We start from the raw sequence: 22978 nt of genomic DNA on the forward strand, positions 1-22978 counted from the left end.
GGCAGCGGCGCCCTACAAACTGCGCTCAACCACCTGCCGCCCCTCGCGCTCACGTATCCAGGCACGGAAGCCGGCCTCGTCCAGGGGCCGGCTGAAGTAGTAGCCCTGGCCCAGCTCGCAACCCCGCTGGCGCAACATGGATAGCTGTTCTTCGCTCTCGATGCCTTCAGCGATGCACTCCAGGCCCAGGTTGCGGCCGATGGCCAGGATGGTCTCCACCAGGGCCAGATCGCTCGCGTCGACGGCCAGGCCATCGACGAAACTGCGGTCGATCTTCAGTCGGTCCAGCGGCAGGCGCTTGAGGTAAGCCAGGGATGAATAACCGGTGCCGAAATCGTCGATGGCGAAACGCACGCCCAGGGCCTTGAGCGCCTGCATGGCGGCTATGCACTGCTCGACTTCTTCCAGCAGGCTGCCCTCGGTAATTTCCAGCTCCAGCCGCCCCGCCGGCACGCCGTGGCGTTGCAGCGCGCTGCTGATGCGCTCGACGAAACCAGGCTTGCGCAGTTCGCGGGGGCTGACGTTGATGGCCAGCACCAGCCAGGGCAGATCGGCCTGCCAGTTGGCCAGGCACGTACAGGCGCGCTCCAACATCCAGTCCGACAGTTCGATGATCAGGCCGGTTTCTTCCGCCAGCGGAATGAACTGCGCCGGCGGCACCTCGCCGCGGGTGGGGTGGCGCCAGCGCATCAGGGCCTCCGCACCCAGTACCCGGCCATCCGCCAGGGCCAGCTGGGGCTGGAATTCGAGCCCCAGCTGGCCGCGATCGATGGCCTGGCGCAACTCGTTCTGCAGTTGCAGGCGCTGGTCGATGGCCGCTTGCATTTCCGGGGCGAAGAAATGCAGCGCATTGCGTCCGGACTGCTTGGCCCGGTACATCGCGGTGTCCGCCTGTTTGAGTACGTCAGCGGCAACCTGCTCTGCGAAAGGATGCAGGGCGATGCCAATGCTGGCGCTGACCACCAGCTCGTGCTCGCCGATGATGTAGCTGCCATGAAGGCTCTGCAGCAGTTTGTCCCCGACCTCGGCGGCCAGCTTGCCGGCCTGCTCCGGGGTATCGGCCATGGCCTCGAGCAGTACCACGAACTCGTCGCCACCGAGACGCGCCAAGGTGTCTTCATTGCGCAGGCAACCGGCGAGCCGCGCGGTAACTTCCCGCAGCAGGGCGTCGCCCACCGGGTGACCGAGGCTGTCGTTGACCGTCTTGAAGTGATCCAGGTCGATGAACAGCAGCGCACCGAAACGCTCTTCGCGCTGTTCGCGGGCCATGGCGTGCTGCAGGCGGTCGAGCAGCAGGCGGCGATTGGGCAGGCCGGTAAGTTCGTCACTATAGGCCAGGCGCTCGATCTCGCGCTGGTAGCGCTGGCGCTCGGAGATATCGGTAATGCTCAGGCGGATCAGCGGCCTTCCCTCTCCAGGCAGGCGCACCAGGCGTACCTCGCACGGGCGTACACGGCCGTTGACGTCACGCATCAGCCAATCGAACGTCGGGGTCTCCCCCTTGAGCGCCGCACGGGTGTGGGCGTTGCCCAGCTCCCGCGAAGAGCGGCCATCGGCCTGCAGCGGTGGGCTGAAGTCGGTGGGCATGTGGCCGTGCAGCTGTTCGCGAGAAAGGCCGAACAGGCGCGCAGCATTCTCGTTGGCCTCGACGATGCCGCGCTGCGGGTCGAATACCAGAATGGCTTCCGGCGCGTGCTCCACGAGGGTGCGGTAGCGCGCCTCAGCCTCGCGACGGGCACTGATATCTTCCACCAGCGCCAGCAACGCATAGAGCTGGCCATCAAGGTCACGCACACCGCGCACATTGACCCGCGTATGCACGGTACCGCCGGTGCCCTTCATGAAGCGTTTGTCCAGCTCGTAGCCGTCGCGCTCGCCCTTGCGCACCTCTTCCAGCAAGGCTTCCTCGGCGGCACGATCCTCGACCACCGTCATGCTCATCCAGTCGACACCCCGCAGTTGCTCGCGGGAGCGGCCGAGGATGCTGCAGAGCTTGTAGTTGATCTCCTCCCAGCGCTGGTCCGGGGTGCACAGGGCCATGCCGATCAGCGGCGCTTCGAAGAACAGGTGCAGGTGCTTGTCGCGTTCGTGCTGCAAGCGTTCTGCGCGCTTCTGGCTGGTCAGGTCGAGCATGGCGCCGTAGATACGGATCACCTGGTCGCCATCGTGTTCGGCCAGGCCCTTGATCCGCAGCCAGCGCGTGCTGCCCCGGGCGCCCTGCATGCGCAGCTCCACCTCGAAGGGCTCGGTGCTGCGCAGGCACTGCTCCAGGGTGTCTTCCAGAATGGCGCGACTGGCCGGATCGAAGAAGCTGAGCATCTGGCCAAGGCTGGGCGCACCGGCGCCAGGGTCCAGCTCATAGATGCGGAAGCTACCCTCGCTCCAGGCCATCTTCAGGGTGGCAATCTCCAACACCCAGCTGCCGATGTCGGCGATGGCTTCTGTCTGGTTCAACAGGTGGGTCTGGCGCAGCAACTCGTCACGGCGGGTATCCAGTTCCTCGGAGAGCATCTCGCGGCTGCTGACATCGTGCTGCAGGGCGACGAAGTGGCTGATGCCGTGGGCGTCGCGCATGGGCGCCACGGTGATCTCGTTCCAGAACAGGCTGCCATCCTTGCGGTAGTTGCGCAGCACCAGGTGGCACTGTTCGCCGCGTTGCAGGGCATCTTGCAGGCGCGGCAACTCGGACTGGTTGCGGTCGTGGTGGAGAAGGAAGCGCCAGTGGTTGCCCAGGGCCTCCTGTCGCGGATAACCGCTCATCTGCTCGAAAGCCGGGTTGCAGTAGATCAGCGGCTGATCGGCCTGGCGCGCATCCACGATGGTCACCCCCAGGGGGCTGGCCTGCAGCGCCAGGTTGGTCAGGGCCAGCTCCTTCTGCATCTCGTCACGACGACCCAGGGCCAGGCGCAGGTCGCTCAGGCTGCGTCCCACCAGCAGTGCCGACATCATCAGCAACAGCACGCTGAAGTAGAGCTCGACGCCCCACTGCGGCTCGGCCATGTGCGCCGCGCCACCCAGTTGACGCAGTGCCGGCAGGGCGAGCACGGTCAGTGCGGTGAGGCCGGCGCCGCAAAGGGCACCGGGGAACCCCCAGACCAGTGCCAGGCCGAGCATCATCAGGCCAATGGGTGGCAAGGTGAGGATCAGCGGCACCACCGTCAGCAGCCAGGGGATGAGCAATGCCAGGGCCAGCAGCAGCTGCCAGGGCGGCAGGCGGTGCAGGGTTTCCGGCAATGCCTCCACCGGCTCCGGCACCCAGCCACGGCGACTGAACATTGGGGTCAGGTAGGTCAGCAACGGCAGGCTCACGGCCAGGGTGGTCAGGCAGGCTCCGGGCCAGACCAGCAGGGCGGCATTGCCCCAACTGTCCCGCACGGGACTGCCGGCCAACATCAAGGCCGTCTGCTCGCCGTAGACCAGCAGGCTGACCGGCAGCAGCACGCCATAGAGCATGAAGCGCAGCAGTTCGGGGAAGTCCCGCAGATCGGCGTGGCAGCCTGCCCGCTTGAGTGCCCACCAGCCCGCAGCGACGCTGAGGGTTTCCGGTAGTGCATGGAACGGCGCCCAGTACCCGTTCAGGTCCAACAAGGGGGCGCTGAGCAAGGCATTGAAGTAGATGGCGGGCAGCACCCGGGCGCCCCACCAGAGGCAGAACACAAGGCCGAGGGCGAAGGGCAAGTACCAGACTGCGAGTCCGCTGGTCGCCTGTGTCGCCAGGGACATCCAGGTCGCCAGATGCAGCAACGGCAAAGGCAACCACCAGGTCCATTGGGGCAGTCGGAAGGGAGCAGCTGGCATACTGACCTCATGTCGGTGCGCAAGCTGAGGATAGCCCAGCGCCGGCCTAGCGTACCCCGAAAAAATGGCCCAGTGGCATCACCGCCGATGGCAGGCCGGAATCCTGGACCGAAGGGATTTCAGGAGCAGAAGCGCCCCAGCAGGGGCGCTTGCGGTATCTCGTTTCGTAGGAACCTACACCGCGTCGCGGGGGAGCATCAGCCCCAGCGGCAGGCACACCCGCGCTTCCAGCCCACCGCCCGAGCGGTTGCGCAGCTCGACGCTGCCGCCGTGTTGGGCGGCGATGCGCTTGACGATGGCCAGGCCCAGGCCGGTGCCCTTGCCGCCACGGGCGCGGTCGCCGCGGATGAAGGGGTTGAAGATGTCCAGAAGCTCCGAAGGATCGATGCCCTGTCCCCGGTCCAGCACACTCAGCACCACGTAGGGTGCGGCGTTATCGCCAGCCAGGAAGGCCGCCACTTCGACGCCGTTACCGCCGTATCGCAGCGCGTTCTCGATCAGGTTTACCAGCAGACGCTTGATCGACACGCGCCGCAGCGGAAACGGCGGCAGCGGTTCCAGGCACAGGCGAACCTGCTCCTCCTGCTGGTTGTAGGGCGCCACCACTTCACGCACCAGCTCGCCCAGGTCCAGCTCTTCCACGCGCTCGTCGCGGCCATCGCGGATGAAGGCGAGGAACTGGTCGAGGATGGCGTCCATGTCCTCGATGTCGCGGACCATGTCCTCCGTCAGCTCGGAGTCATTGCTCATCAGCTCCAGGGACAGGCGCAGGCGCGTCAGCGGCGTACGCAAGTCATGGGAGACACCGGCCAGCATCAGCTCGCGCTCGCGGGCGCCGCGTTCGACGTCCTCGGCCATCTGGTTGAAGGCACGGTATACCTCGGCCATCTCGCTCGGCGTGTCGCTCACCGGCAGGCGCACGCTGCGACCCTGACCGACCTGGCGGGCAGCGAAGACGAGACGCTTGAGCGGGGCGTTGAGCTGACGCACGAAGATCCAGGCAGCGGCGGTGGACAGCAGGCCAATACCCAGGAACCAGCCGAGCACGCTCCAGATGCGCTGACCACGCAAGGGGTGTGGATAGAGCGGGATGCGCACCCAGTCCGGCCCCAGTTCCGGGGCGTGGACCCAGAGCGCCGGCGGGCTCTGGGCGCGCAGGCGCACTTCAGTGCCAGGACCGAGCTCGGCCTGCATCTGGCGCTGGAAGATTTCGCTGTAGGGCCAGTGCTGCTCGCTAGCCGGCACGGCATCGCGGGTGACCCGCTTGAGACCGGCGGCCTTGGCCAGGTCGTGACGCTCTTCTTCGCTCGCCGCCCAGTAGGCGCGCAGGGTCAGCGCCGCGCCGTGGCTGTACTGGCGGTCCACCAGCACGTCCTCGTTCATCATCAGGTAGACCAGGGTCAGCGCCTTGGAAAACAGCACGACGATGAGCACCAGCCAGAGGGTGCGGGAGAAGAAGCTCTGCGGGAACCAGTAGGGGGTGCGCATCACCACCCTGGGTTGCCCGGCGGCGGGAACTCCCGCCGCACGTTCACTTGTTGCCATCAGGTACGAACACGTAGCCGACGCCCCAGACGGTCTGGATGTAGCGCGGCTTGGAAGGGTCCGGCTCGATCAGTCGGCGCAGGCGGGAAATCTGCACGTCGATGGAGCGCTCCAGGGCGTCCCATTCGCGGCCACGGGCCAGGTTCATCAATTTGTCGCGGGTCAGCGGCTCGCGGGCGTGCTGGACCAATGCCTTGAGTACGGCGAACTCACCGGTGGTGAGCATCTGCACGTCGTCGCCCTTCTTCAGCTCGCGGGTGGCGAGGGACAGTTCGTACTCGCCGAAGCTGACACTTTCGTCCTCGCTGGCCGGGGCACCCGGCACTTGCGGCGCCTGGCGACGCAGTACCGCCTTGATCCGCGCCAGCAACTCGCGGGGGTTGAACGGCTTGGCCAGATAATCGTCAGCGCCCAGTTCCAGGCCCTGGATGCGACTCGTCTCGTCGCCCTTGGCGGTGAGCATGATGATCGGCACCTGGTTGTTGGACGCGCGCAGCCGGCGGCAGGCCGACAGGCCGTCCTCGCCAGGCAGCATCAGGTCCAGCACCACCAGGTTGAAGAGTTCGCGAGCCAGCAGGCGATCCATTTGCTCGACGTTCTCCACGGCACGCACACGGAAGCCCTGCTCGTCGAAAAAACGCTCGAGGAGGCGCCGTAGACGGGCGTCGTCGTCGACGATGAGGATCTTTTCACCTTCAGCGGTCGGGTTGCTGCTCATGTTTTCTCCTGTTCGGCAAGCCGCGCATTATCGCTTGCAACGGGCGCGCGGCGGCTTGCCCATTGTTAGCAGATTTTTCCCCGAACGGTTCCCTACCCTTTGAAACTCGGTGTTTATAATGCGGCGCCTTTCATCACCGGCGAGCCCCTGGCTCGCCGGTCTGTTATTCCGCGGTAGCCTCCGTGGCCCGGCCCGGGCTGCCGCCCATGCAGGTGTTTTCAATGGACAGCATCAACAACCGCATCGCTGAAGAACTGGGCGTGCGCCCGCAACAGGTCGCCGCCGCCGTGGAACTGCTGGACGAAGGCTCCACCGTGCCTTTCATCGCCCGTTACCGGAAAGAAGTCACCGGCAGCCTCGACGACACCCAGCTGCGCAACCTGGAAGAGCGCCTGCGCTATCTGCGCGAGATGGAGGACCGCCGCACCGCGATCCTCTCCAGCATCACCGAGCAGGGCAAGCTGACCCCGGAACTGGAGCGCGAGATCAAGCTCGCCGATACCAAGACCCGCCTCGAAGACCTCTACCTCCCCTACAAGCAGAAACGTCGCACCAAGGGCCAGATTGCCCTGGAAGCCGGCCTCGGTGAGCTGGCCGACGCGCTGTTCAACGACCCGAGCCTGACCCCGGAAACCGAAGCCGAGCGTTTCATCGACGCCGAAAAAGGCTTCGCCGACGTCAAGGCGGTGCTGGAAGGCGCCAAGTACATCCTCATGGAGCGCTTCGCCGAAGACGCCACCCTGCTCGCCAACCTGCGCGGCTTCCTCAAGGACAACGCCACCCTCAGTGCCCGCCTGGTGGCCGGCAAGGAGCAGGAAGGCGCCAAGTTCAGCGACTACTTCGAGCATGACGAGAACTTCAAGGGCGTGCCGTCGCACCGTGCCCTGGCGATCTTCCGTGGCCGCAACGAAGGCGTGCTGAGCATCGCCCTCAAGGTTGGCGAAGAGCAGCCCGGCACCATGCACCCGTGCGAGCTGATGATCGGCGAGCGCTTCGGCGTCTCCAACCAGGGCCGGGCGGCCGATAAATGGCTGGCAGAAGTGGTGCGCTGGACCTGGAAGGTCAAGCTCTACACCCACCTGGAAACCGACCTGATGGGCGAGCTGCGTGAAGCGGCCGAAAGCGAAGCGATCAACGTCTTCGCCCGCAACCTGCACGACCTGTTGCTGGCGGCCCCGGCCGGTCCGCGCGCCACCCTGGGTCTCGACCCGGGCCTGCGTACCGGCTGCAAGGTGGCCGTGGTCGACGCCACCGGCAAGGTGCTGGACACCGCCACCGTCTACCCGCATGTGCCTCACAACAAATGGGACGAGACCCTGGCCATCCTCGGCAAACTCTGCGCCAAGCACAGCGTTGACCTGATCGCCATCGGCAATGGCACCGCCAGCCGTGAGACCGACAAACTCGCCATCGAGCTGATCAAGAAGTACCCGGCCCTGAAGATGACCAAGATCATGGTCAGCGAGGCCGGCGCTTCGGTGTACTCCGCGTCCGAGCTGGCCGCCAAGGAATTCCCTGACCTGGACGTTTCCCTGCGTGGTGCCGTGTCCATTGCCCGCCGCCTGCAGGACCCGCTGGCCGAGCTGGTGAAAATCGACCCGAAATCCATCGGCGTCGGCCAGTACCAGCACGACGTGTCCCAGCTGCAACTGGCGCGCAGCCTGGATGCCGTGGTCGAGGACTGCGTGAACGCCGTGGGCGTGGACGTGAACACCGCTTCCGCCGCCCTGCTGGCGCGCATCTCCGGCCTCAACGCCACCCTGGCGCAGAACATCGTCAGCTACCGCGACGCCAACGGCGCCTTCAAGACCCGCGACGAGCTGAAGAAGGTCAGCCGCCTGGGCGAGAAGACCTTCGAGCAGGCCGCAGGATTCCTCCGCGTGATGAGCGGCGACAACCCGCTGGACGCTTCCGCCGTGCACCCGGAAACCTACCCGCTGGTGCAGCGCATCGCCGCCGATACCGGCCGCGACATCCGCTCGCTGATCGGCGACTCCGGCTTCCTCAAGCGCCTGGACCCGGCCAAGTTCACCGACGAAACCTTCGGCCTGCCCACCGTCACCGACATCCTCAAGGAACTGGACAAACCCGGCCGCGACCCGCGCCCCGAGTTCAAGACCGCCGAGTTCCAGGAAGGCGTGGAAAGCCTCAAGGACCTCACACCCGGCATGGTCCTGGAAGGCGTAGTCACAAACGTCACCAACTTCGGTGCCTTCGTCGACATCGGCGTCCACCAGGATGGCCTGGTGCACATCTCCGCGCTGTCGGAAAAATTCGTCAAGGACCCGTACGAAGTGGTCAAGGCCGGCGACATCGTCCGCGTGAAAGTCATGGAAGTGGACATCCCGCGTAACCGCGTGGGCCTGTCCATGCGCATGGGCGACACCCCCGGCGAGAAGGTCGACGGCCCGCGTGGCGGTGGTCGCCAGGGCGGCCAGCCGCGCCAGCAGCAAAGCGCCCCGCGCCAGAGCGCACCGCCGGCCTCCGGTGCCATGGCTTCGCTGTTCGCCAACGCCAAGCAGATCAAGAAGAAGTGACCATGGACTTCACCGACCAGCAAACCACCAGTGCCTACAGCAAGCTGTTGGGCATCGAGCCGCTGAGCCTTGGCGACGGCGTCGCCGAGGCGCGCCTGCCCATGGACGAGCACCTGCGCAATCGCGGGCAGGTGATGCATGGCGGGGCCATCTTCTCGCTGCTGGACATCACCATGGGGCTGGCCTGCACCAGTACCCATGGCTTCGACCGGCGCAGCGCCACCCTGGAGTGCAAGATCAACTACATCCGCCCGGTTGCGGAGGGTGAAGTGATCTGCAAGGCGCGCGTGCTGCACGCCGGCAAGCGCACCCTGGTGGTGGAAGCGGATGTGCTGCAAGGCGACAAGCTGGTCGCCAAGGGACAAGGCACCTTCGCTCAGCTGTAACAGCGGGACAGTGACAACGCTCTATTCTGGACGAAGCGACAACGCGAGCCGCCGGCGGGAAAAGTATTTCGGCCGGCGGCAAAGTCCGCCTCTTGTAGACAGCTTGGTCCACCCCCATATTGGGGCGACCGACGCGTGAAGGATTCCAAATTGAGCGATCTTCTTTCCCGCCGCCTGGCCTTGCTCGGCGAGCGCGCCAACCTGCCCCTGCTCACCCGCTGCCTGCATGGCATCGAGCGTGAATGCCTGCGGGTCGATGGCAATGGCCAACTGGCGTTGACGCCACACTCCCCCGCCCTGGGTTCGGCCCTGACCCATGCGCAGATCACCACGGACTATTCCGAATCCCTGCTGGAGTTCATCACTCCGGCCGAGACCGATCCGGCGCAGACCCTGGCGGACCTGGAAAAGGTCCACCGCTTTACGGTGAACAAGCTCGGTGACGAACTGCTCTGGAGCCCGTCGATGCCCTGCCGGCTGCCGGCGGAGGAAGACATCCCGATCGCCCGCTACGGCACCTCGCCCATTGGCCGCCTGAAGTACGTTTACCGCAAGGGCCTGGCCGTGCGTTACGGCAAGACCATGCAGTGCATCGCCGGCATCCACTACAACTACTCCCTGCCCGAAGCGCTCTGGCCGCTGCTCAAGCAGGCCGAAGGCGATCCGCAGAGCGACCGCGACTACCAGTCAGCGCGCTACATTGCGATGATCCGCAACTTCCGCCGCTACAGCTGGCTGCTGATGTACCTGTTCGGCGCTGCTCCGGCCCTGGACAAGAGCTTCCTGCGCGGGCACCCGCACGACCTCGACAGCCTGGATGCCGACACCCTCTACCTGCCCTACGCCACCAGCCTGCGGATGAGCGACCTGGGCTACCAGAACAACGCCCAGGCTGGCCTGACGCCCTGCTACAACAGCCTCGACAGTTACCTCGCGAGCCTGCGTCAGGCCGTGTCCACGCCCTACCCGCCCTACGTCGAGATCGGCACCAAGGTGGACGGCGAGTGGGTGCAACTGAACACCAACGTGATCCAGATCGAAAACGAGTACTACTCGTCGATCCGTCCCAAGCGCGTCACCCACACCGGCGAGCGCCCGATTCATGCATTGATGGCCCGTGGCGTGCAGTACGTGGAAGTGCGCTGCCTGGACATCAACCCCTTCCTGCCGCTGGGTATCGACCTGACCGAAGCGCGCTTCCTCGATGCATTCCTGCTGTTCTGTGCCCTGCAGGACAGCCCGCCGATGGCCGGCGAGGAATGCGGTTGCGCCACCGACAACTTCCAGCGGGTGGTGAAGGAAGGCCGGCGCCCAGGCCTGCAACTGCAGCGCCACGGCCATGCCGTCGGCCTGACCGAGTGGGCCACCGAGCTGCTCGACCGCATCGGCCGCACCGCCGAGTTGCTGGACACCGCCCTGGGTGGTGAGGCTCACTCGCAGGCCCTGGCCGCTCAACGTGCCAAGGTCGCCGACCCGGCGCTGACCCCGTCGGCCCAGGTGCTGGCCGAACTGCGCGAACGCAACGAAAGCTTCAGCCAGTTCGCCTTGCGTCACAGCCGCCAGCATGCCGAGTACTTCCGCAGCCAGCCGCTGAGCGCCGAAGACCAGGCCCGCTTCGAAGCCATGGCCCGCGCGTCCCTGGACGAACAGGCACGGCTGGAAGCCGAACCGGAAGTGGACTTCGACACCTTCGTCGCCGCCTACCAGGCGAGCATCCTGGGGTTGATCAGCAACTGATCGCCGAATCGCCCTTCACTGTTCCTGTGGGGGCGATTTCAATCGCCAAGCAGACCGCAGGTCTGCCCTTCGATCTCGCGGGGCAGCTGCGCTGCCCTTAGCGAATAAATTCGCCCCCACAGGCTGAGGCCTTGCCAGCTTGGTCCACGTGGTTCACAGCGTCTTCTCGAACACCTGCGAATTGCGCTGGAAGTTGTACAGCGACGCCCGCGCAGCCGGCAGGCGTTCGACGCCACTGGGCTGGAAGCCGCGCTCGCGGAACCAGTGCGCGGTGCGGGTGGTGAGGACGAACAGGGTCTTCATCCCCATGGCACGGGCGCGTTCCTCGATACGCTCCAGCAGTTCATCGCCGCGGCCGCCGTGGCGATACTCCGGATTGACCGCCAGGCAGGCCAGCTCAGCGGTGTCGGAGTCGGCGATGGGATAGAGCGCCGCACAGGCGATGATCAGCCCGTCGCGCTCGACGATGGTGAACTGCTCGATCTCCCGTTCCAGCACTTCCCGCGAGCGGCGTACCAGGATGCCCTGGTCCTCCAGCGGGGTGATCAGGTCGATCAGGCCGCCGACGTCGTCGATGGTGGCCTCGCGCAGGGACTCGAACTGTTCCTGGTCCACCAGGGTGCCGCCACCGTCGCGAGTGAACAGCTCGGTGAGCAGCGAGCCATCCTCGGCGTAGCTGACCATGTGACTGCGCTTGACCCCGGCGCGGCAGGCTTGGGCGGCCGCATCGAGCAGCTCGGCCTGGTAGTTGTTGCCAAGCCGAGCCAGGTGCGGCGGCACCTGTTGCGGGCGCAATTCGCGCACCAGCTTGCCGGACTCGTCGATCAGGCCACGCTCGGCGCCGAACAGGATCAGCTTGTCCGCCCCCAGGTCGATGGCCACGCGGGTGGCCACGTCCTCGCAGGCGAGGTTGAAGATTTCCCCGGTGGGCGAGTAGCCGAGTGGCGACAGCAGCACAATGGTGCGCTCGTCGAGCAGGCGGCCGACACCCTTGCGGTCCACCCGGCGCACTTCGCCGGTGTGGTGGTAGTCGATGCCGTCGACCACGCCTATGGGCCGCGCGGTGACGAAGTTGCCGGTGCTCACCCGCAACCGCGAGCCCTGCATGGGTGACGCGGCGATATCCATGGACAGGCGCGCCTCGATGGCGATGCGCAGTTGGCCCACGGCATCGATCACGCATTCCAGGGTCGGGCCGTCGGTGATCCGCAGATCGCGATGGAAATGCGGGGTCAGGCCGCGGGCTGCCAGGCGCGCCTCGATCTGCGGGCGCGAGCCGTGCACCAGCACCAGGCGCACGCCCATGCTGTGCAGCAACACCAGGTCATGGACGATGTTGCCGAAGTTCGGGTGAGCGACGCCCTCGCCGGGCAGCATCACAACGAAGGTGCAGTCCCGGTGGGCATTGATGTAGGGGGTAGCGTGGCGCAGCCAGTTGACGTAGTCAGGCATGGTTCCGTGAGCCTTTGGTTAAGCGAAATGACGAGTGCGACTCCCAGCGGTTCTGGGAATGAGAGTAAGGCGGCGCGTTATCGTCGTCGCATGAGCATCAACGGAAACCCTCTCGATCAGTACGTGGTGGCGGATTAAAGGCAGTAATGCTGGATGAGCTGGCGCAGTAGCGCAACGGTAGGCTCGATCCGTGACAGTTCCAGGTGCTCGTCCGGCTGGTGGGCGCAGGCGATATCGCCGGGGCCGAGCACCAGGGTCTCGCAACCGAGCTGCTGAAGATACGGCGCTTCGGTGCCAAAGGCCACCGCCTGCGCGGTATGCCCGGTAAGACGTTCGGCCACGCGTACCAGATCACTTTCCGGCGACTGCTCGAACGGCGGTACCGCCGGGAACAGCGGCTTGAAGTCGATCTTCACCTGGTAATGCTCGGCCACCGGCCGCAGGCGCTGGCGGATCACCGCACGCAGGGTGTCCGGATTCATGCCCGGCAACGGGCGCAGGTCGAACTCCAGGCTGCACTGGCCGCAAATGCGGTTGGGGTTGTCGCCGCCGTGGATGCAGCCGAGGTTGAGGGTGGGCTGCGGCACGGTGAATTGCGGGTTGCGGAATTCCTGCTGCCATTCGCCGCGTAACTCGATCAGATCGCTCATGACCGCATGCATGGCTTCCAGGGCACTGTGGCCGAGGCTGGGGTCGGAGGAGTGGCCGCTCTGCCCGAGGATGTCGATGCGTTCCATCATCACGCCCTTGTGCAGGCGGATGGGCTTCAAACCCGTCGGCTCGCCGATCACCGCCGCGCGGCCCAGCGGCTGCCCCGCCTGGGCCAGGGCGCGGGCGCCGGCCATGGAGCTTTCCTCATCGCAGGTCGCGAGGATGATCAGCGGCTGGCGGAACGGCTGGTCCAGCAGGCCGCGTGCGGCCTCGATGGCCAGCGGGAAGAATCCCTTCATGTCGCAACTGCCCAGGCCGAACCAGCGGTCGCCCACCTCGCTGAGTTTCAGCGGGTCGGTTTTCCACAGGGCGGCATCGAAGGGCACCGTGTCGCTGTGGCCGGCCAGCACCAGGCCACCGGGGCCCGAGCCGTAGGTGGCCAGCAGGTTGGCCTTGCCAGGCGCCACCTGCTGGATCTCGCAGCGGAAACCGAGATCGCCGAGCCAGCCGGCCAGCAACTCGATCACCGCCTGGTTCGACTGGTCCCAACTGGGCTGGGTACAGCTCACCGAAGGCGTGGCGATCAACGCGGCGAACTGCGATTTCAGGTCTGGAACGGGCATCGGGGACCTCCACGGACAAGCGATCATCATAGGCCCAAGCCCGCGCCGGGCGAAACCGCTGCGGCAAGGTGCGGACCTGTCCTGTAAACTTCACCGCCTTGGTAGCCACCCCCTGGCTGCGTATAAAGACCCCGGCGATGAACAAAGAGACCGAAATCAAGCTTCGCGCCAGCCGCGAGACCCTGGAAGCCCTGCGCGACCACCCGCTGCTGAAGAAGCGCAACAAGTCCGGCTGGGAACGCCGCGAACTCTTCAACCAGTACTTCGACACGCCTGAGCGCGACCTGGCTCAGGCCCGCGTGGCCCTGCGCCTGCGCCGTGATGGCGAACAGTTCATCCAGACCCTCAAGACCCGTGGCCAGAGCGTTGCCGGGCTGTCCGAGCGCAACGAGTGGGACTGGTACCTGGACAAGGCCAAGCTGGACCCGAAGAAACTCACCGACGACTGCTGGCCCGCCAGCCTGGCCGAACTGGACAAGAAGCAGCTCAAGCCGATCTTCACCACCGACTTCAATCGCGACCGCGCCGAGATCGCCTGGGGTCGCGGCAAGGCCAAGGTGGTGATCGAAGCCGCCCTGGACCTGGGCAAGGTGATCGCTGGCAAGCAACAGGAAGAGATTTGCGAGCTGGAGCTGGAGCTGCGCCAGGGCGAACCCGAGGCCCTGCTGGAACTGGCCGCCGAACTGGCCGCCGACCTGCCGCTGATGCCCTGCGATATCAGCAAGGCCGAGCGCGGTTACCGCCTCCATGACGCCAACAGCTATCACCTCAGCCTGCCGGCGCCCGCACTGTCGGCGGAACTGACGCTGGACGACGCCTTCGCCGCGCTCGCCTGGCACCTGCTGGGCAGCAGCCAGCGCCTGGCCGAGCAGTACCGCTTCAACGGCCACTGGAAGCTGCTGGTGGACTGGCTGGAGCAACTGATCGACCTGCGCGCCCTGATCGGCAGCCTCGGCCAGGCCGCCCCGCGCGCCAGCAGCCACGAACTGCGCGAAACCCTGGATGCCCTGCTCAAGGACTGGCGCCCGCGTCTCCAGGCCGGTGAGCTGGACGAGGCCGTGCGCCACGGCGCACCGCAACAGTTCGCCGAAGAACTGCAGGGCACCCGCTGGGGCCTGTTCTCCCTGAATACCTCCCGCTGGCTGCTGACCCGCGCCTGGACCGTCGAGCGCAATGAGCGCGGCAACCGCCAAGGCAAGGCGCCGCTGGGCAACTGGCTGCCGCGCCTGCTGAGCGAGGAAGCCGAGGCCCTGAAACTGGAGCGCTACAAGCGCCAGCCCGAGGACCTGGCCGAGCAACTGCCGCGCATCGAGCGCCTGCTAGTCTGGTTGCGCCTGGCGCGCCAGGTGCTGGACGTGCCGGAGGTCGACCGCGCCTATGGCGAACTGTCCAAGTTCGCTGAGCTGGCGGCCCTGCCGCTGGACGGCGAAGTACTGGCCGCACGCGGCGAGCAGGCGCAGACCCTGATCAGCCTGCGCAGCTGGAAGGCGCTGGCCAAGTAAAGCGGAAACGCCACCATGCTCAGGCAAAGCTTCCGCTCCGTGGTCACCACCTGGCTGACCGGCCTGCTGGCCCTGCTGCCGCTGGTGCTGACCCTGGCGCTGCTGGCCTGGCTGGTGAGCCTGCTGAACAAGCTGGTGGGGCCGTCCACGGTGATCGGCCAGCTCCTCGGTGCTCTCGGACAGCCTTTCGCCAGCAATCCGGTGCTGGCGTATCTGGTCGGCACCCTGGTGCTGCTGGGCAGCCTCTATCCTCTGGGCCTGGCGGTGCAGCTCGGCCTGCGCCGGCCACTGGCCTGGCTGCTGGACATGACCCTGCGCCGGGCGCCGCTGGTGGGCAGCCTGTACAGCCTGGCCGACCGTTTCGTCGGCCTGCTGGATCGCAGCAAGAACGCCGATATCGCTGCCATGAGCCCGGTCTGGTGCTTCTTCGGCGGTGACGGTGCAGCCGTGCTGGCGCTGCGCCCAAGCTCGGAATCCTTCGAACTGGAAGGCCGCCAGTACTGCGCCGTGCTCGTGCCCACCGCGCCTATCCCGGTGGGCGGCGGGCTGATTTACGTCCCGGTGGAATGGGTGCGCCCGGCGGACATGGGTGTCGACGGACTGACGGGCATCTACCTGTCCATGGGGCTCTCCCCGCCGCACCAGGCGGGGAAGCTTGCGAAGGAGCAGGCGGTGCTAACGGACGGCGACAAGGCCCCCTGAGAACGCTTTTGTAGGGGCGAAATCATTGGCTATGTCTGCGTTAGCTGTTGCAACGTTGAGTACAGCCCTCTAGCCCGGCACCTCCAGGCCTCCGTGCCAATCCTCCCCCCTCATCCGAACGCGGCCCGCCCCGGCCCCTCTCCCTGAAGAGGAGAGGGGTGACTCGCGCCGGCGAGGCACGAACCATCCTGAAGCCCACACGGGCCTGACACCGGGCAGACGAGGTGGGGCAGCGACTACGCCCCTTCAGGAGGCCGAGTGGAATCGTTGCGCAGGGGGAGGAGCGGCATGGATGCCGCAAGAGGCGTGTGGGGCCATGGATGGCCCCTCTCGCCGTGCCCCCGGAGCAACGATGGAGCGAGGGCACCCGACGAAGTCGGGCCGGATGGTGGGGCAAGCGTTTTTGGTTACTTTTGCCGCGATTGGCAAAAGTGACTCGCCTGGGAAGGCGAAACCAGAAACATCCGCAGAACTCGGCAAGCAGCCTGGCTCAGGACGTTCTAGCAACACTTAACGCAGACATAGCCAAATCATTCGCCAAGCGAGCCGAAGGTTCGCCAATCAGGTAGAGCCTGATGGGTCAGCCGCGCCGCCCCTGGCGATTGAAATCGCCCCTACAGCCCCTGTCCCACCGGCAAGCTGGTGGTCGACTTGATCTCCGACAGCGCCACGATGGAGTTCACCTCCTGGATCCCCGGCACCAGCGACAGCTTCTCGAAAAAGAAGCGCTCGTAGGCCTCGATGTCCCTGGTGACGATGCGCAGCATGAAATCCACCGCGCCCATCAGCACATGGCACTCCAGCACCTCGGGAAACTGGCGCATGGCCTCGGCGAACTCGGTGAGGTTGGAGCGGCCGTGGGCGTTGAGCTTCACCTGGGCGAAGATCTGCGCGTTGAGGCCGACCTTGCGGCGGTCCAGCAGGGTGACCTGGCAACGGATCACGCCCTCATCCTTCAGGCGCTGGATACGCCGCCAGCAGGGCGATTGGGACAGCCCCACCCGCTCGGCGATCTCGGCGGTGGACAGGCTGGCATCCTCCTGCAGCAGGTCGAGAATGCGTTTGTCGTAGACATCCAGGGTGACGGACATAAAATTTCCCCGCTTTTCGAGTTACCCGGAAAGTTTATCCAAATATTCTACCTAACCACGCAATTCAGGCAGAAAAATCCCCATTCAGGCTGGAAAACTATCGGCATCCCCACCGAGGAATCTTCCATGCTCAGCCTGCAGACCGCCCCCGCCCTCCGCGAAGACCACTGGCACCCGCGCACCGCCCAGCTCCACGCTGGCGAGATGCAGTTCGCCATCCTCGCCGAGGCGGAAGCCGACATCCTCGGTCGCCTGCTCGCCTTCTTCGCCCAGCTGCAGCTGGTGCCGCGCTGGCTGGAGGCCAATCAGTTGGGCGACAACCTGCTGGTGCAACTGCGCCAACCAGGGCTGACGCCGCACCGGGCGGAAGTCATCGCGCAGAAAATGCGTTCGCTGGTCAGCGTGTTCTCGGTTGAGCTGGAACAGGCTTCCGTTCCTTGATCCAGCGCTTAGCCGAATGCTGGCGAATCGGGCATGCTTGCCGTCCCGCGAGAAGAGCGATTGACTACTCTTCCAGACTGAGCAGCGTGACCGAGGAGCTTGCATGTCCGCCTTTGCCTCACCCGCCCAGGACCGTTGGCTGGACCTCAACGACCTGATGCGCGAATTGGTGGCCCAGGGCCGCCTGAGCCAGGACCAGGCCGAGCACTGCCTGGCTATTCGCCGTAGCGCGGTGAACAACCAACAGCACCCCCTGGAGTTTCTCGCCGCGCAGCAGGTGGACGACCTCAAGCGCCCCGGCAAGAAGCTCGACCTGGAGACCCTCAGCCACTGGCTGGCCGAGCACGCCGGCCAGCCCTACCTGCGCATCGACCCGCTGAAGATCGACGTCGCCGCCATCACCCCGCTGATGTCCTACGCCTTCGCCCAGCGCCACAAGATCCTCGCTGTGGCCGTCGACAGCGAAGCGGTGACCATCGCCAGCGCGCAGCCCTTCGTACAGAGCTGGGAAAGCAACCTTACCCACGTGCTCAAGCGCCCGATCAAGCGGGTGGTGGCCAACCCGATCGACATCCAGAAATTCACCCTGGAGTTCTACCGCCTGGCCAAGTCGGTCAGCGGCGCCAGCGCCGTGGACCAGAAGACCAGCGGCGTCGGCAATTTCGAGCAGCTATTGAAGATCGGCGCCAGCGACCAGGAGCCGGACGCCAACGACGCGCACATCGTCAACATCGTCGACTGGCTGTTCCAGTACGCCTACCAGCAACGCGCCAGCGACATCCACATCGAGCCGCGCCGCGAACAGGGCACGGTGCGTTTCCGCATCGACGGCGTGCTGCATACCGTCTACCAGTTCCCGCCCCAGGTCACCATGGCGGTAGTTAGCCGCCTGAAGAGCCTCGGGCGGATGAACGTGGCGGAGAAGCGCAAACCCCAGGACGGCCGGGTCAAGACCAAGACCCCGGACGGCGGCGAAGTGGAGCTGCGCCTGTCTACGCTGCCCACCGCTTTCGGCGAAAAGATGGTGATGCGGATCTTCGACCCCGAGGTGCTGCTGAAGAGCTTCGATCAGCTCGGTTTCTCCCAGGACGACCTGCGCCGCTGGCAGAGCATGACCAACCAGCCCAACGGCATCATCCTGGTCACCGGCCCCACCGGCTCGGGCAAGACCACCACGCTCTACACCACGCTCAAGCAACTGGCCACCAGCGAGGTGAACGTCTGCACCATCGAAGATCCCATCGAGATGATCGAGGGCGCCTTCAACCAGATGCAGGTGCAGCACAACATCGACCTGACCTTCGCCAGTGGCGTACGAGCGCTGATGCGGCAGGACCCCGACATCATCATGGTCGGCGAGATCCGTGATCTGGAAACCGCCGAGATGGCCATCCAAGCGGCGCTGACCGGCCACCTGGTGCTTTCCACCCTGCACACCAACGACGCACCCAGCGCCATCACCCGCCTGCTGGAGCTGGGTGTGCCCTACTACCTGCTGCGCGCCACCCTGCTCGGGGTCATGGCCCAGCGCCTGGTACGTACCCTCTGCCCGCATTGCAAGGCGCCGATGGCGCTCGCCGAGGACGACTGGAACAACCTGACCAAACCCTGGAGCGCACCGCTGCCCACCGGCGCCCATCGCGCTGTCGGTTGCCTGGAATGCCGCGATACCGGCTACCGTGGCCGCGCCGGGGTATACGAAATCATGCTGCTGTCCGATGCCGTCAAGCCGCTGATCACCGCCGACACCGACCTCATCGCCCTGCGCCGTGCCGCGTTCAAGGAAGGCATGCGCAGCCTGCGCCTGTCTGGCGCGCAGAAGGTCGCCTCAGGCCTGACGACCATCGAAGAAGTGCTGCGGGTCACGCCACAAAGCGAGCAGAAATGAAATCCTTGTCGGCTTGGGGCGGAGGGGCCCCGACCAACAAGAATCACAGCCAGAAAACGGAGCTTTCCCCATGGAAATCGGCAGTGTCGTCATTCTCTTCGTCGTCCTTGCGATCGCAATCGTGTTCATGGGTTTCAAGGTCGTGCCACAAGGCTTCGAGTGGACCGTGGAGCGCTTTGGCCGCTACACCAATACCCTGAAACCGGGCCTCAACATCATCGTGCCGGTGATGGATCGCATCGGCCGCAAGCTCAGCGTGATGGAAAGCGTGCTGGACATCCCGCCGCAGGAAGCCATCAGCGCCGACAACGCTATCGTCACCATCGACGCCGTGTGCTTCTTCCAGGTGGTCAACGCCGCCCAGGCCGCCTACGAGGTCAACGACCTGGAGCACGCCATCCGCAACCTGGTGATGACCAACATCCGCACCGTGCTCGGCTCCATGGAGCTGGATGCCATGCTCAGCCAGCGCGACTCGATCAACGAGCGCCTGCTGCGCACCGTGGATGAAGCCACCGCGCCCTGGGGCATCAAGGTCACCCGCATCGAGATCAAGGACATCACCCCGCCGGCGGACCTGGTGGAAGCCATGGCCAGCCAGATGAAGGCCGAGCGCCTCAAGCGCGCGCAGATCCTCGAAGCCGAAGGCCGTCGCCAGGCGGAAATCCTCACCGCCGAAGGCGAAAAGCAGGCGCAGATTCTCAAGGCCGAAGGCCAGCGCGCCGCCGCCTTCCTCGAAGCCGAGGCCCGTGAACGGGGCGCCCAGGCTGAAGCCGAAGCGACGCGCATGGTGTCCGACGCCATTGCCCAGGGCAGCGTGCAGGCGGTGAACTACTTCGTCGCGCAGAAATACATCGAGGCGCTGGGCAACCTGGCCAGTGCCAACAACAGCAAAGTGGTGCTGATGCCGTTGGAAGCCAGCCAAGTGATCGGCGCCGTGGGCGGTATTGGCGAAATCGTCCGCGCCACCTTCGACAGCAAGAAGGGCTGAGCCGATGTGGAACTACCTCCAGCACCTGACCTACTGGGACTGGCTGGCCCTGGGCACCCTGCTCCTGATCCTCGAAGTCTTCGGCGCCGGCGGCTACCTGCTGTGGGTAGGCGTGGCGGCTGCCAGCGTCGGCGTACTCACATTCATCGTCCCGGAGCTGCACTGGGCCATCCAGTTTCTGCTCTTCGGCGTGCTTTCGATCGTCACCGCGGTGTACTGGTGGCAGCGCCAGCGCAGCGCCGCCAAACCCTCCGCGCAGCCCGGCCTGAACCAGCGCGGACAGGAGTTCATTGGCCGCGAGTTCGCCCTGCATGAAGCTATCAGCGGTGGACGGGGCAAGATCCGCGCCGGCGATTCCGTCTGGCTGGTGGTCGGCCCCGACCTGCCCGCCGGTAGCCAGGTGCGGGTCATCGGCCAGGACGGCGTGCTGCTCAAGGTTGAGCCGGCCTGACGCCCAGCGGGCAGACCGCCTGGTTTGGGTAGGGGTGAGGTAAGCATCCACGGGCGCATCATCAGACAGCCTTGACGGCCTCCGGGGCATTCACGGAACCTGCACGCCACCGTGAAGCACGCTTGCCAGTACAGCGGACGTCTGCATGTCGAAGCACCACCAGATTCCCCCGCGCCGGCCTGTCCGGCGCCCCGTCTACCCGGTCCTCGCGGGCCTGCTGCTATTGATCGGCCTGGCTGTCTGGTTGTTCGTCAAAGGAGGAAGCGACGCCCTGCCGGGCAAGGCGCCGTCCCAGGCCAGCGGCCAGCCGGCCAGCATGGTCGAAGAAGCGCAATGCGCCGGCTGCCACACCCAGCAGGCCCGTGACTGGCAAGGCAGCCACCATCGGCTGGCGATGCAGGCAGCCAACGACGCCAGCGTTCAAGGCGACTTCAACGATTCGACCTTCCAGAGCGATCAGGAAACCACCCGGTTCTTCCGCAAGGACGGTGGCTTCTGGGTCAATTCCCCCGGCGCGGATGGCAAGCCGGCGGATTTCCGCGTCGCCTATACCTTCGGCGTTGCGCCGCTGCAGCAGTACCTGGTCGACGCCCCCGGCGGTCGCCTGCAAGCCCTGGACGTGGCCTGGGACGTGGAACAGCGCACCTGGTTCAAGCTGCAGCCGGGCCAGGGCGTGGCGGCAAGGAATCCGCAGCACTGGAGCCGTCCGCAGCAGAACGCCAACGTCCTCTGCGTGGAATGTCACACCACCGGCTACCAGCGCAATTACGACCCGGCCAGCGACCGCTACGCCAGCCGCTGGAGCAGCCTCGGCGTTGGCTGCCAGGCCTGCCACGGCCCGGCGTCCCGGCACCTCGACTGGGCAACGAAGACGCTCAAGGCGGCCAACGCCGGATTCGATGTCGACCTGACCCGGGCGGACCGGATCAAGTCGGTGGAAACCTGCGCCCGCTGCCATTCCCGTCGCGTGCCCCTGGATGACGGCTATCACCACGACAAGCGCTTGATGGACGACTATCTGCCCAGCGCGCTGACCCGTGAACTCTTCGAGCTGGACGGCAAGATCAAGGACGAGGTGTACGAATACGCCGCCTTCGCCCAGAGCCGGATGTTCGCCAAAGGATTGCGTTGCAGCACCTGCCATGATCCCCACAGCACAGCGCTCAAGGTGCCGGGCAACGGCCTCTGCCTGCAATGCCACAACCCGTCGGGCAAGGCCGGGATCGAGGGCATCGACGGCAAGGGCCTGAAGGCGAAGAACTACGACAGCCCCGAGCATCACCACCACACCCAGGGCGAGGCAGGCTCGCAGTGCGTGGATTGCCACATGCCGGGCAAGCTGTTCCTGGGCAACGACTACCGCCACGACCACGGCTTCACCCTGCCCAACCCGGCCCGCGCCCTGCGTCTGGGCACCACGGATGCCTGCCTGGGTTGCCACCGCGACCAGCCGGGCGACACGGTCGCCGAGCAGTTCCGCCTCTGGTACGGCGAAGGCAAGGTCAACGCGACGCGCTACGACGAGAGCCTGTGGCTGATCCGCAATGGCCGACCAGGTGCCTCGCGGGCGCTTTACCAGCAACTGGAATCCCGCGAACTGCCGGCCATTCGCCGCGCCACCCTGCTCGCCGAGCTGCCCAGCTACCCCAGCGAACGCGCCCTCAAGGCTGCCGCCCGTGACCTGCCCCATCCGGCACCACAGGTGCGCGAGGCCGCAGTCAGGGCAGTGGGCGCCCTGGTGCCGCCGGAGCAGCGCCGCAACCTGCTGGCCCCCCTGCTGAATGACCCGGTGCGCGCGGTGCGCATCGCCGCCGCCCGCGAGCTGCTGGGCATGCGCGCAACGGGCCTGGGCAATTACGAGAAGAGCTGGAGCAAGGCCATTGCCGAGTACGAAGCGGCACAGCTCAGCCTGCAGGATCGCGCTGAGGCGAATCTGAACCTGGCGCTGCTGTACCAGGCCGACGGCCGCGCCGACCAGGTGGAGTCGCGCCTGCGCACCGCGCTGCAGCGCGACCCGGCCTACCTGCCGGCCCTGGTAGTCCTGGTGCAATGGCTGGACGGCAACTTCCGCTGGGAAGAAGGCCGCGCCCTGCTCGAGCAGGCCATCCGGGAGCATCCGCAATCGGCACTGCTGCAGCACGCCAACGGCCTGTTGCTGCTTCGCAAAGGCGATCTGCCCGCCGCCCTCAAAGCCTTCGCCGAGGCGGTCCGGCTGGAGCCGAAGAGCGTTGCGTACGACTACGCCTACGCGGTAGCCCTGCACGACAGCGGCCAATTGGAAGCCGCCGGCCACCGCCTGGAGGAGCTGCTGGAGCGCGACCCCGCCAACCGCGAGGCACGCCTGGCGCTGATCAATTACTGGCGCGAAGCCGGGCAGATCCAGAAAGTCCAGGCGCTGCTGGCGGAACTGGAACAGCAGAACCCCGACGACCCCGCATTGCGTCGGGAATGATCCGGCCTGGCGA

16 protein-coding genes are annotated in these 22978 nt (G+C 66.0%); 10 read left to right on the forward strand and 6 right to left on the reverse strand.

Annotated elements, in window-relative coordinates:
* Positions 1-12: 12 nt before the first annotated feature.
* The 3 genes from G559_RS0102820 to ompR form a co-directional block, all read right to left on the reverse strand.
* Positions 13-3798 (reverse strand): bifunctional diguanylate cyclase/phosphodiesterase, encoded by a 3786-nt coding sequence (locus G559_RS0102820; RefSeq protein WP_028626793.1) that lies wholly within the window; start codon positions 3796-3798, stop codon positions 13-15.
* Between the two features lie 174 nt (positions 3799-3972).
* Positions 3973-5286: an ATP-binding protein gene (locus G559_RS0102825; protein ID WP_028626794.1), complete on the reverse strand. Its 1314-nt coding sequence runs from the start codon at positions 5284-5286 to the stop codon at positions 3973-3975.
* 43 nt (positions 5287-5329) lie between these two features.
* The gene (gene ompR, locus G559_RS0102830; RefSeq protein WP_028626795.1) at positions 5330-6061 is read right to left on the reverse strand and encodes an osmolarity response regulator transcription factor OmpR; all 732 of its coding nucleotides are present in this window, start codon (positions 6059-6061) and stop codon (positions 5330-5332) included.
* A 221-nt stretch (positions 6062-6282) separates the two neighbouring features.
* Between ompR and G559_RS0102835 the strand changes: the two genes are divergently transcribed.
* The 3 genes from G559_RS0102835 (at position 6283) to gshA (ending at position 10721) form a co-directional block, all read left to right on the forward strand.
* Positions 6283-8598 (forward strand): Tex family protein, encoded by a 2316-nt coding sequence (locus tag G559_RS0102835; protein WP_028626796.1) that lies wholly within the window; start codon positions 6283-6285, stop codon positions 8596-8598.
* A gap of 2 nt (positions 8599-8600) precedes the next feature.
* Entirely contained in the window at positions 8601-8984 is a 384-nt protein-coding gene (locus G559_RS0102840; RefSeq protein ID WP_028626797.1) for a PaaI family thioesterase, read from the forward strand.
* A gap of 150 nt (positions 8985-9134) precedes the next feature.
* Positions 9135-10721, forward strand: a complete 1587-nt coding sequence (gene gshA / locus G559_RS0102845) for a glutamate--cysteine ligase (RefSeq protein WP_028626798.1) — start codon at positions 9135-9137, stop codon at positions 10719-10721.
* 153 nt (positions 10722-10874) lie between these two features.
* Here the strand turns inward: gshA and argA are convergent, their stop codons facing one another.
* Positions 10875-12173, reverse strand: coding sequence for an amino-acid N-acetyltransferase (gene argA, locus G559_RS0102850; protein WP_028626799.1), 1299 nt, complete (start codon positions 12171-12173; stop codon positions 10875-10877).
* Between the two features lie 134 nt (positions 12174-12307).
* On the reverse strand, positions 12308-13447 hold the full coding sequence (argE, locus tag G559_RS0102855; RefSeq protein WP_028626800.1) for an acetylornithine deacetylase: 1140 nt from the start codon (positions 13445-13447) through the stop codon (positions 12308-12310).
* 137 nt (positions 13448-13584) lie between these two features.
* Between argE and G559_RS0102860 the strand changes: the two genes are divergently transcribed.
* Together G559_RS0102860 and G559_RS0102865 are read left to right on the forward strand one after the other, a co-directional pair.
* Positions 13585-14949: a CYTH domain-containing protein gene (locus tag G559_RS0102860; RefSeq protein WP_028626801.1), complete on the forward strand. Its 1365-nt coding sequence runs from the start codon at positions 13585-13587 to the stop codon at positions 14947-14949.
* A 15-nt stretch (positions 14950-14964) separates the two neighbouring features.
* Complete coding sequence (locus G559_RS0102865; RefSeq protein WP_028626802.1) at positions 14965-15651, forward strand: DUF502 domain-containing protein; 687 nt, start codon at positions 14965-14967, stop codon at positions 15649-15651.
* A 614-nt stretch (positions 15652-16265) separates the two neighbouring features.
* Here the strand turns inward: G559_RS0102865 and G559_RS0102870 are convergent.
* Positions 16266-16742 carry an Lrp/AsnC family transcriptional regulator gene (locus tag G559_RS0102870; protein ID WP_028626803.1) on the reverse strand — a complete coding sequence of 159 codons (477 nt, stop codon included), beginning with the start codon at positions 16740-16742 and terminating at the stop codon, positions 16266-16268.
* A 126-nt stretch (positions 16743-16868) separates the two neighbouring features.
* Here G559_RS0102870 and G559_RS0102875 point away from each other — a divergent pair, with 126 nt between their 5' ends.
* The 5 genes from G559_RS0102875 to G559_RS0102895 all read left to right on the forward strand — a co-directional run bounded on the left by G559_RS0102875 (position 16869) and on the right by G559_RS0102895 (position 22965).
* Positions 16869-17183, forward strand: coding sequence for a cupin domain-containing protein (locus tag G559_RS0102875; protein ID WP_028626804.1), 315 nt, complete (start codon positions 16869-16871; stop codon positions 17181-17183).
* 103 nt (positions 17184-17286) lie between these two features.
* Positions 17287-19071, forward strand: coding sequence for a GspE/PulE family protein (locus tag G559_RS0102880; RefSeq protein WP_028626805.1), 1785 nt, complete (start codon positions 17287-17289; stop codon positions 19069-19071).
* Positions 19072-19141: 70 nt separating this feature from the next.
* On the forward strand, positions 19142-20062 hold the full coding sequence (locus tag G559_RS0102885) for an SPFH domain-containing protein (RefSeq protein WP_028626806.1): 921 nt from the start codon (positions 19142-19144) through the stop codon (positions 20060-20062).
* Positions 20063-20066: 4 nt separating this feature from the next.
* Positions 20067-20513: an NfeD family protein gene (locus G559_RS0102890; RefSeq protein WP_028626807.1), complete on the forward strand. Its 447-nt coding sequence runs from the start codon at positions 20067-20069 to the stop codon at positions 20511-20513.
* Between the two features lie 145 nt (positions 20514-20658).
* Positions 20659-22965 (forward strand): tetratricopeptide repeat protein, encoded by a 2307-nt coding sequence (locus G559_RS0102895; protein ID WP_028626808.1) that lies wholly within the window; start codon positions 20659-20661, stop codon positions 22963-22965.
* Positions 22966-22978 lie beyond the last annotated feature (13 nt).

The organism is Metapseudomonas resinovorans DSM 21078 (genome assembly GCF_000423545.1).
In the GTDB taxonomy this organism is placed as follows: domain Bacteria; phylum Pseudomonadota; class Gammaproteobacteria; order Pseudomonadales; family Pseudomonadaceae; genus Metapseudomonas; species Metapseudomonas resinovorans.

Excerpts from the sequence above, each read along its gene's own strand:
- G559_RS0102820 (WP_028626793.1), bottom strand. The coding sequence starts at position 3,798 with ATGCCAGCTGCTCCCTTCCGACTGCCCCAATGGACCTGGTGGTTGCCT.
- G559_RS0102825 (WP_028626794.1), bottom strand. The coding sequence starts at position 5,286 with ATGCGCACCCCCTACTGGTTCCCGCAGAGCTTCTTCTCCCGCACCCTC.
- ompR (WP_028626795.1), bottom strand. The coding sequence starts at position 6,061 with ATGAGCAGCAACCCGACCGCTGAAGGTGAAAAGATCCTCATCGTCGAC.
- G559_RS0102835 (WP_028626796.1), top strand. The coding sequence starts at position 6,283 with ATGGACAGCATCAACAACCGCATCGCTGAAGAACTGGGCGTGCGCCCG.
- G559_RS0102840 (WP_028626797.1), top strand. The coding sequence starts at position 8,601 with ATGGACTTCACCGACCAGCAAACCACCAGTGCCTACAGCAAGCTGTTG.
- argA (WP_028626799.1), bottom strand. The coding sequence starts at position 12,173 with ATGCCTGACTACGTCAACTGGCTGCGCCACGCTACCCCCTACATCAAT.
- argE (WP_028626800.1), bottom strand. The coding sequence starts at position 13,447 with ATGCCCGTTCCAGACCTGAAATCGCAGTTCGCCGCGTTGATCGCCACG.
- G559_RS0102860 (WP_028626801.1), top strand. The coding sequence starts at position 13,585 with ATGAACAAAGAGACCGAAATCAAGCTTCGCGCCAGCCGCGAGACCCTG.
- G559_RS0102865 (WP_028626802.1), top strand. The coding sequence starts at position 14,965 with ATGCTCAGGCAAAGCTTCCGCTCCGTGGTCACCACCTGGCTGACCGGC.
- G559_RS0102870 (WP_028626803.1), bottom strand. The coding sequence starts at position 16,742 with ATGTCCGTCACCCTGGATGTCTACGACAAACGCATTCTCGACCTGCTG.
- G559_RS0102875 (WP_028626804.1), top strand. The coding sequence starts at position 16,869 with ATGCTCAGCCTGCAGACCGCCCCCGCCCTCCGCGAAGACCACTGGCAC.
- G559_RS0102880 (WP_028626805.1), top strand. The coding sequence starts at position 17,287 with ATGTCCGCCTTTGCCTCACCCGCCCAGGACCGTTGGCTGGACCTCAAC.
- G559_RS0102885 (WP_028626806.1), top strand. The coding sequence starts at position 19,142 with ATGGAAATCGGCAGTGTCGTCATTCTCTTCGTCGTCCTTGCGATCGCA.
- G559_RS0102890 (WP_028626807.1), top strand. The coding sequence starts at position 20,067 with ATGTGGAACTACCTCCAGCACCTGACCTACTGGGACTGGCTGGCCCTG.
- G559_RS0102895 (WP_028626808.1), top strand. The coding sequence starts at position 20,659 with ATGTCGAAGCACCACCAGATTCCCCCGCGCCGGCCTGTCCGGCGCCCC.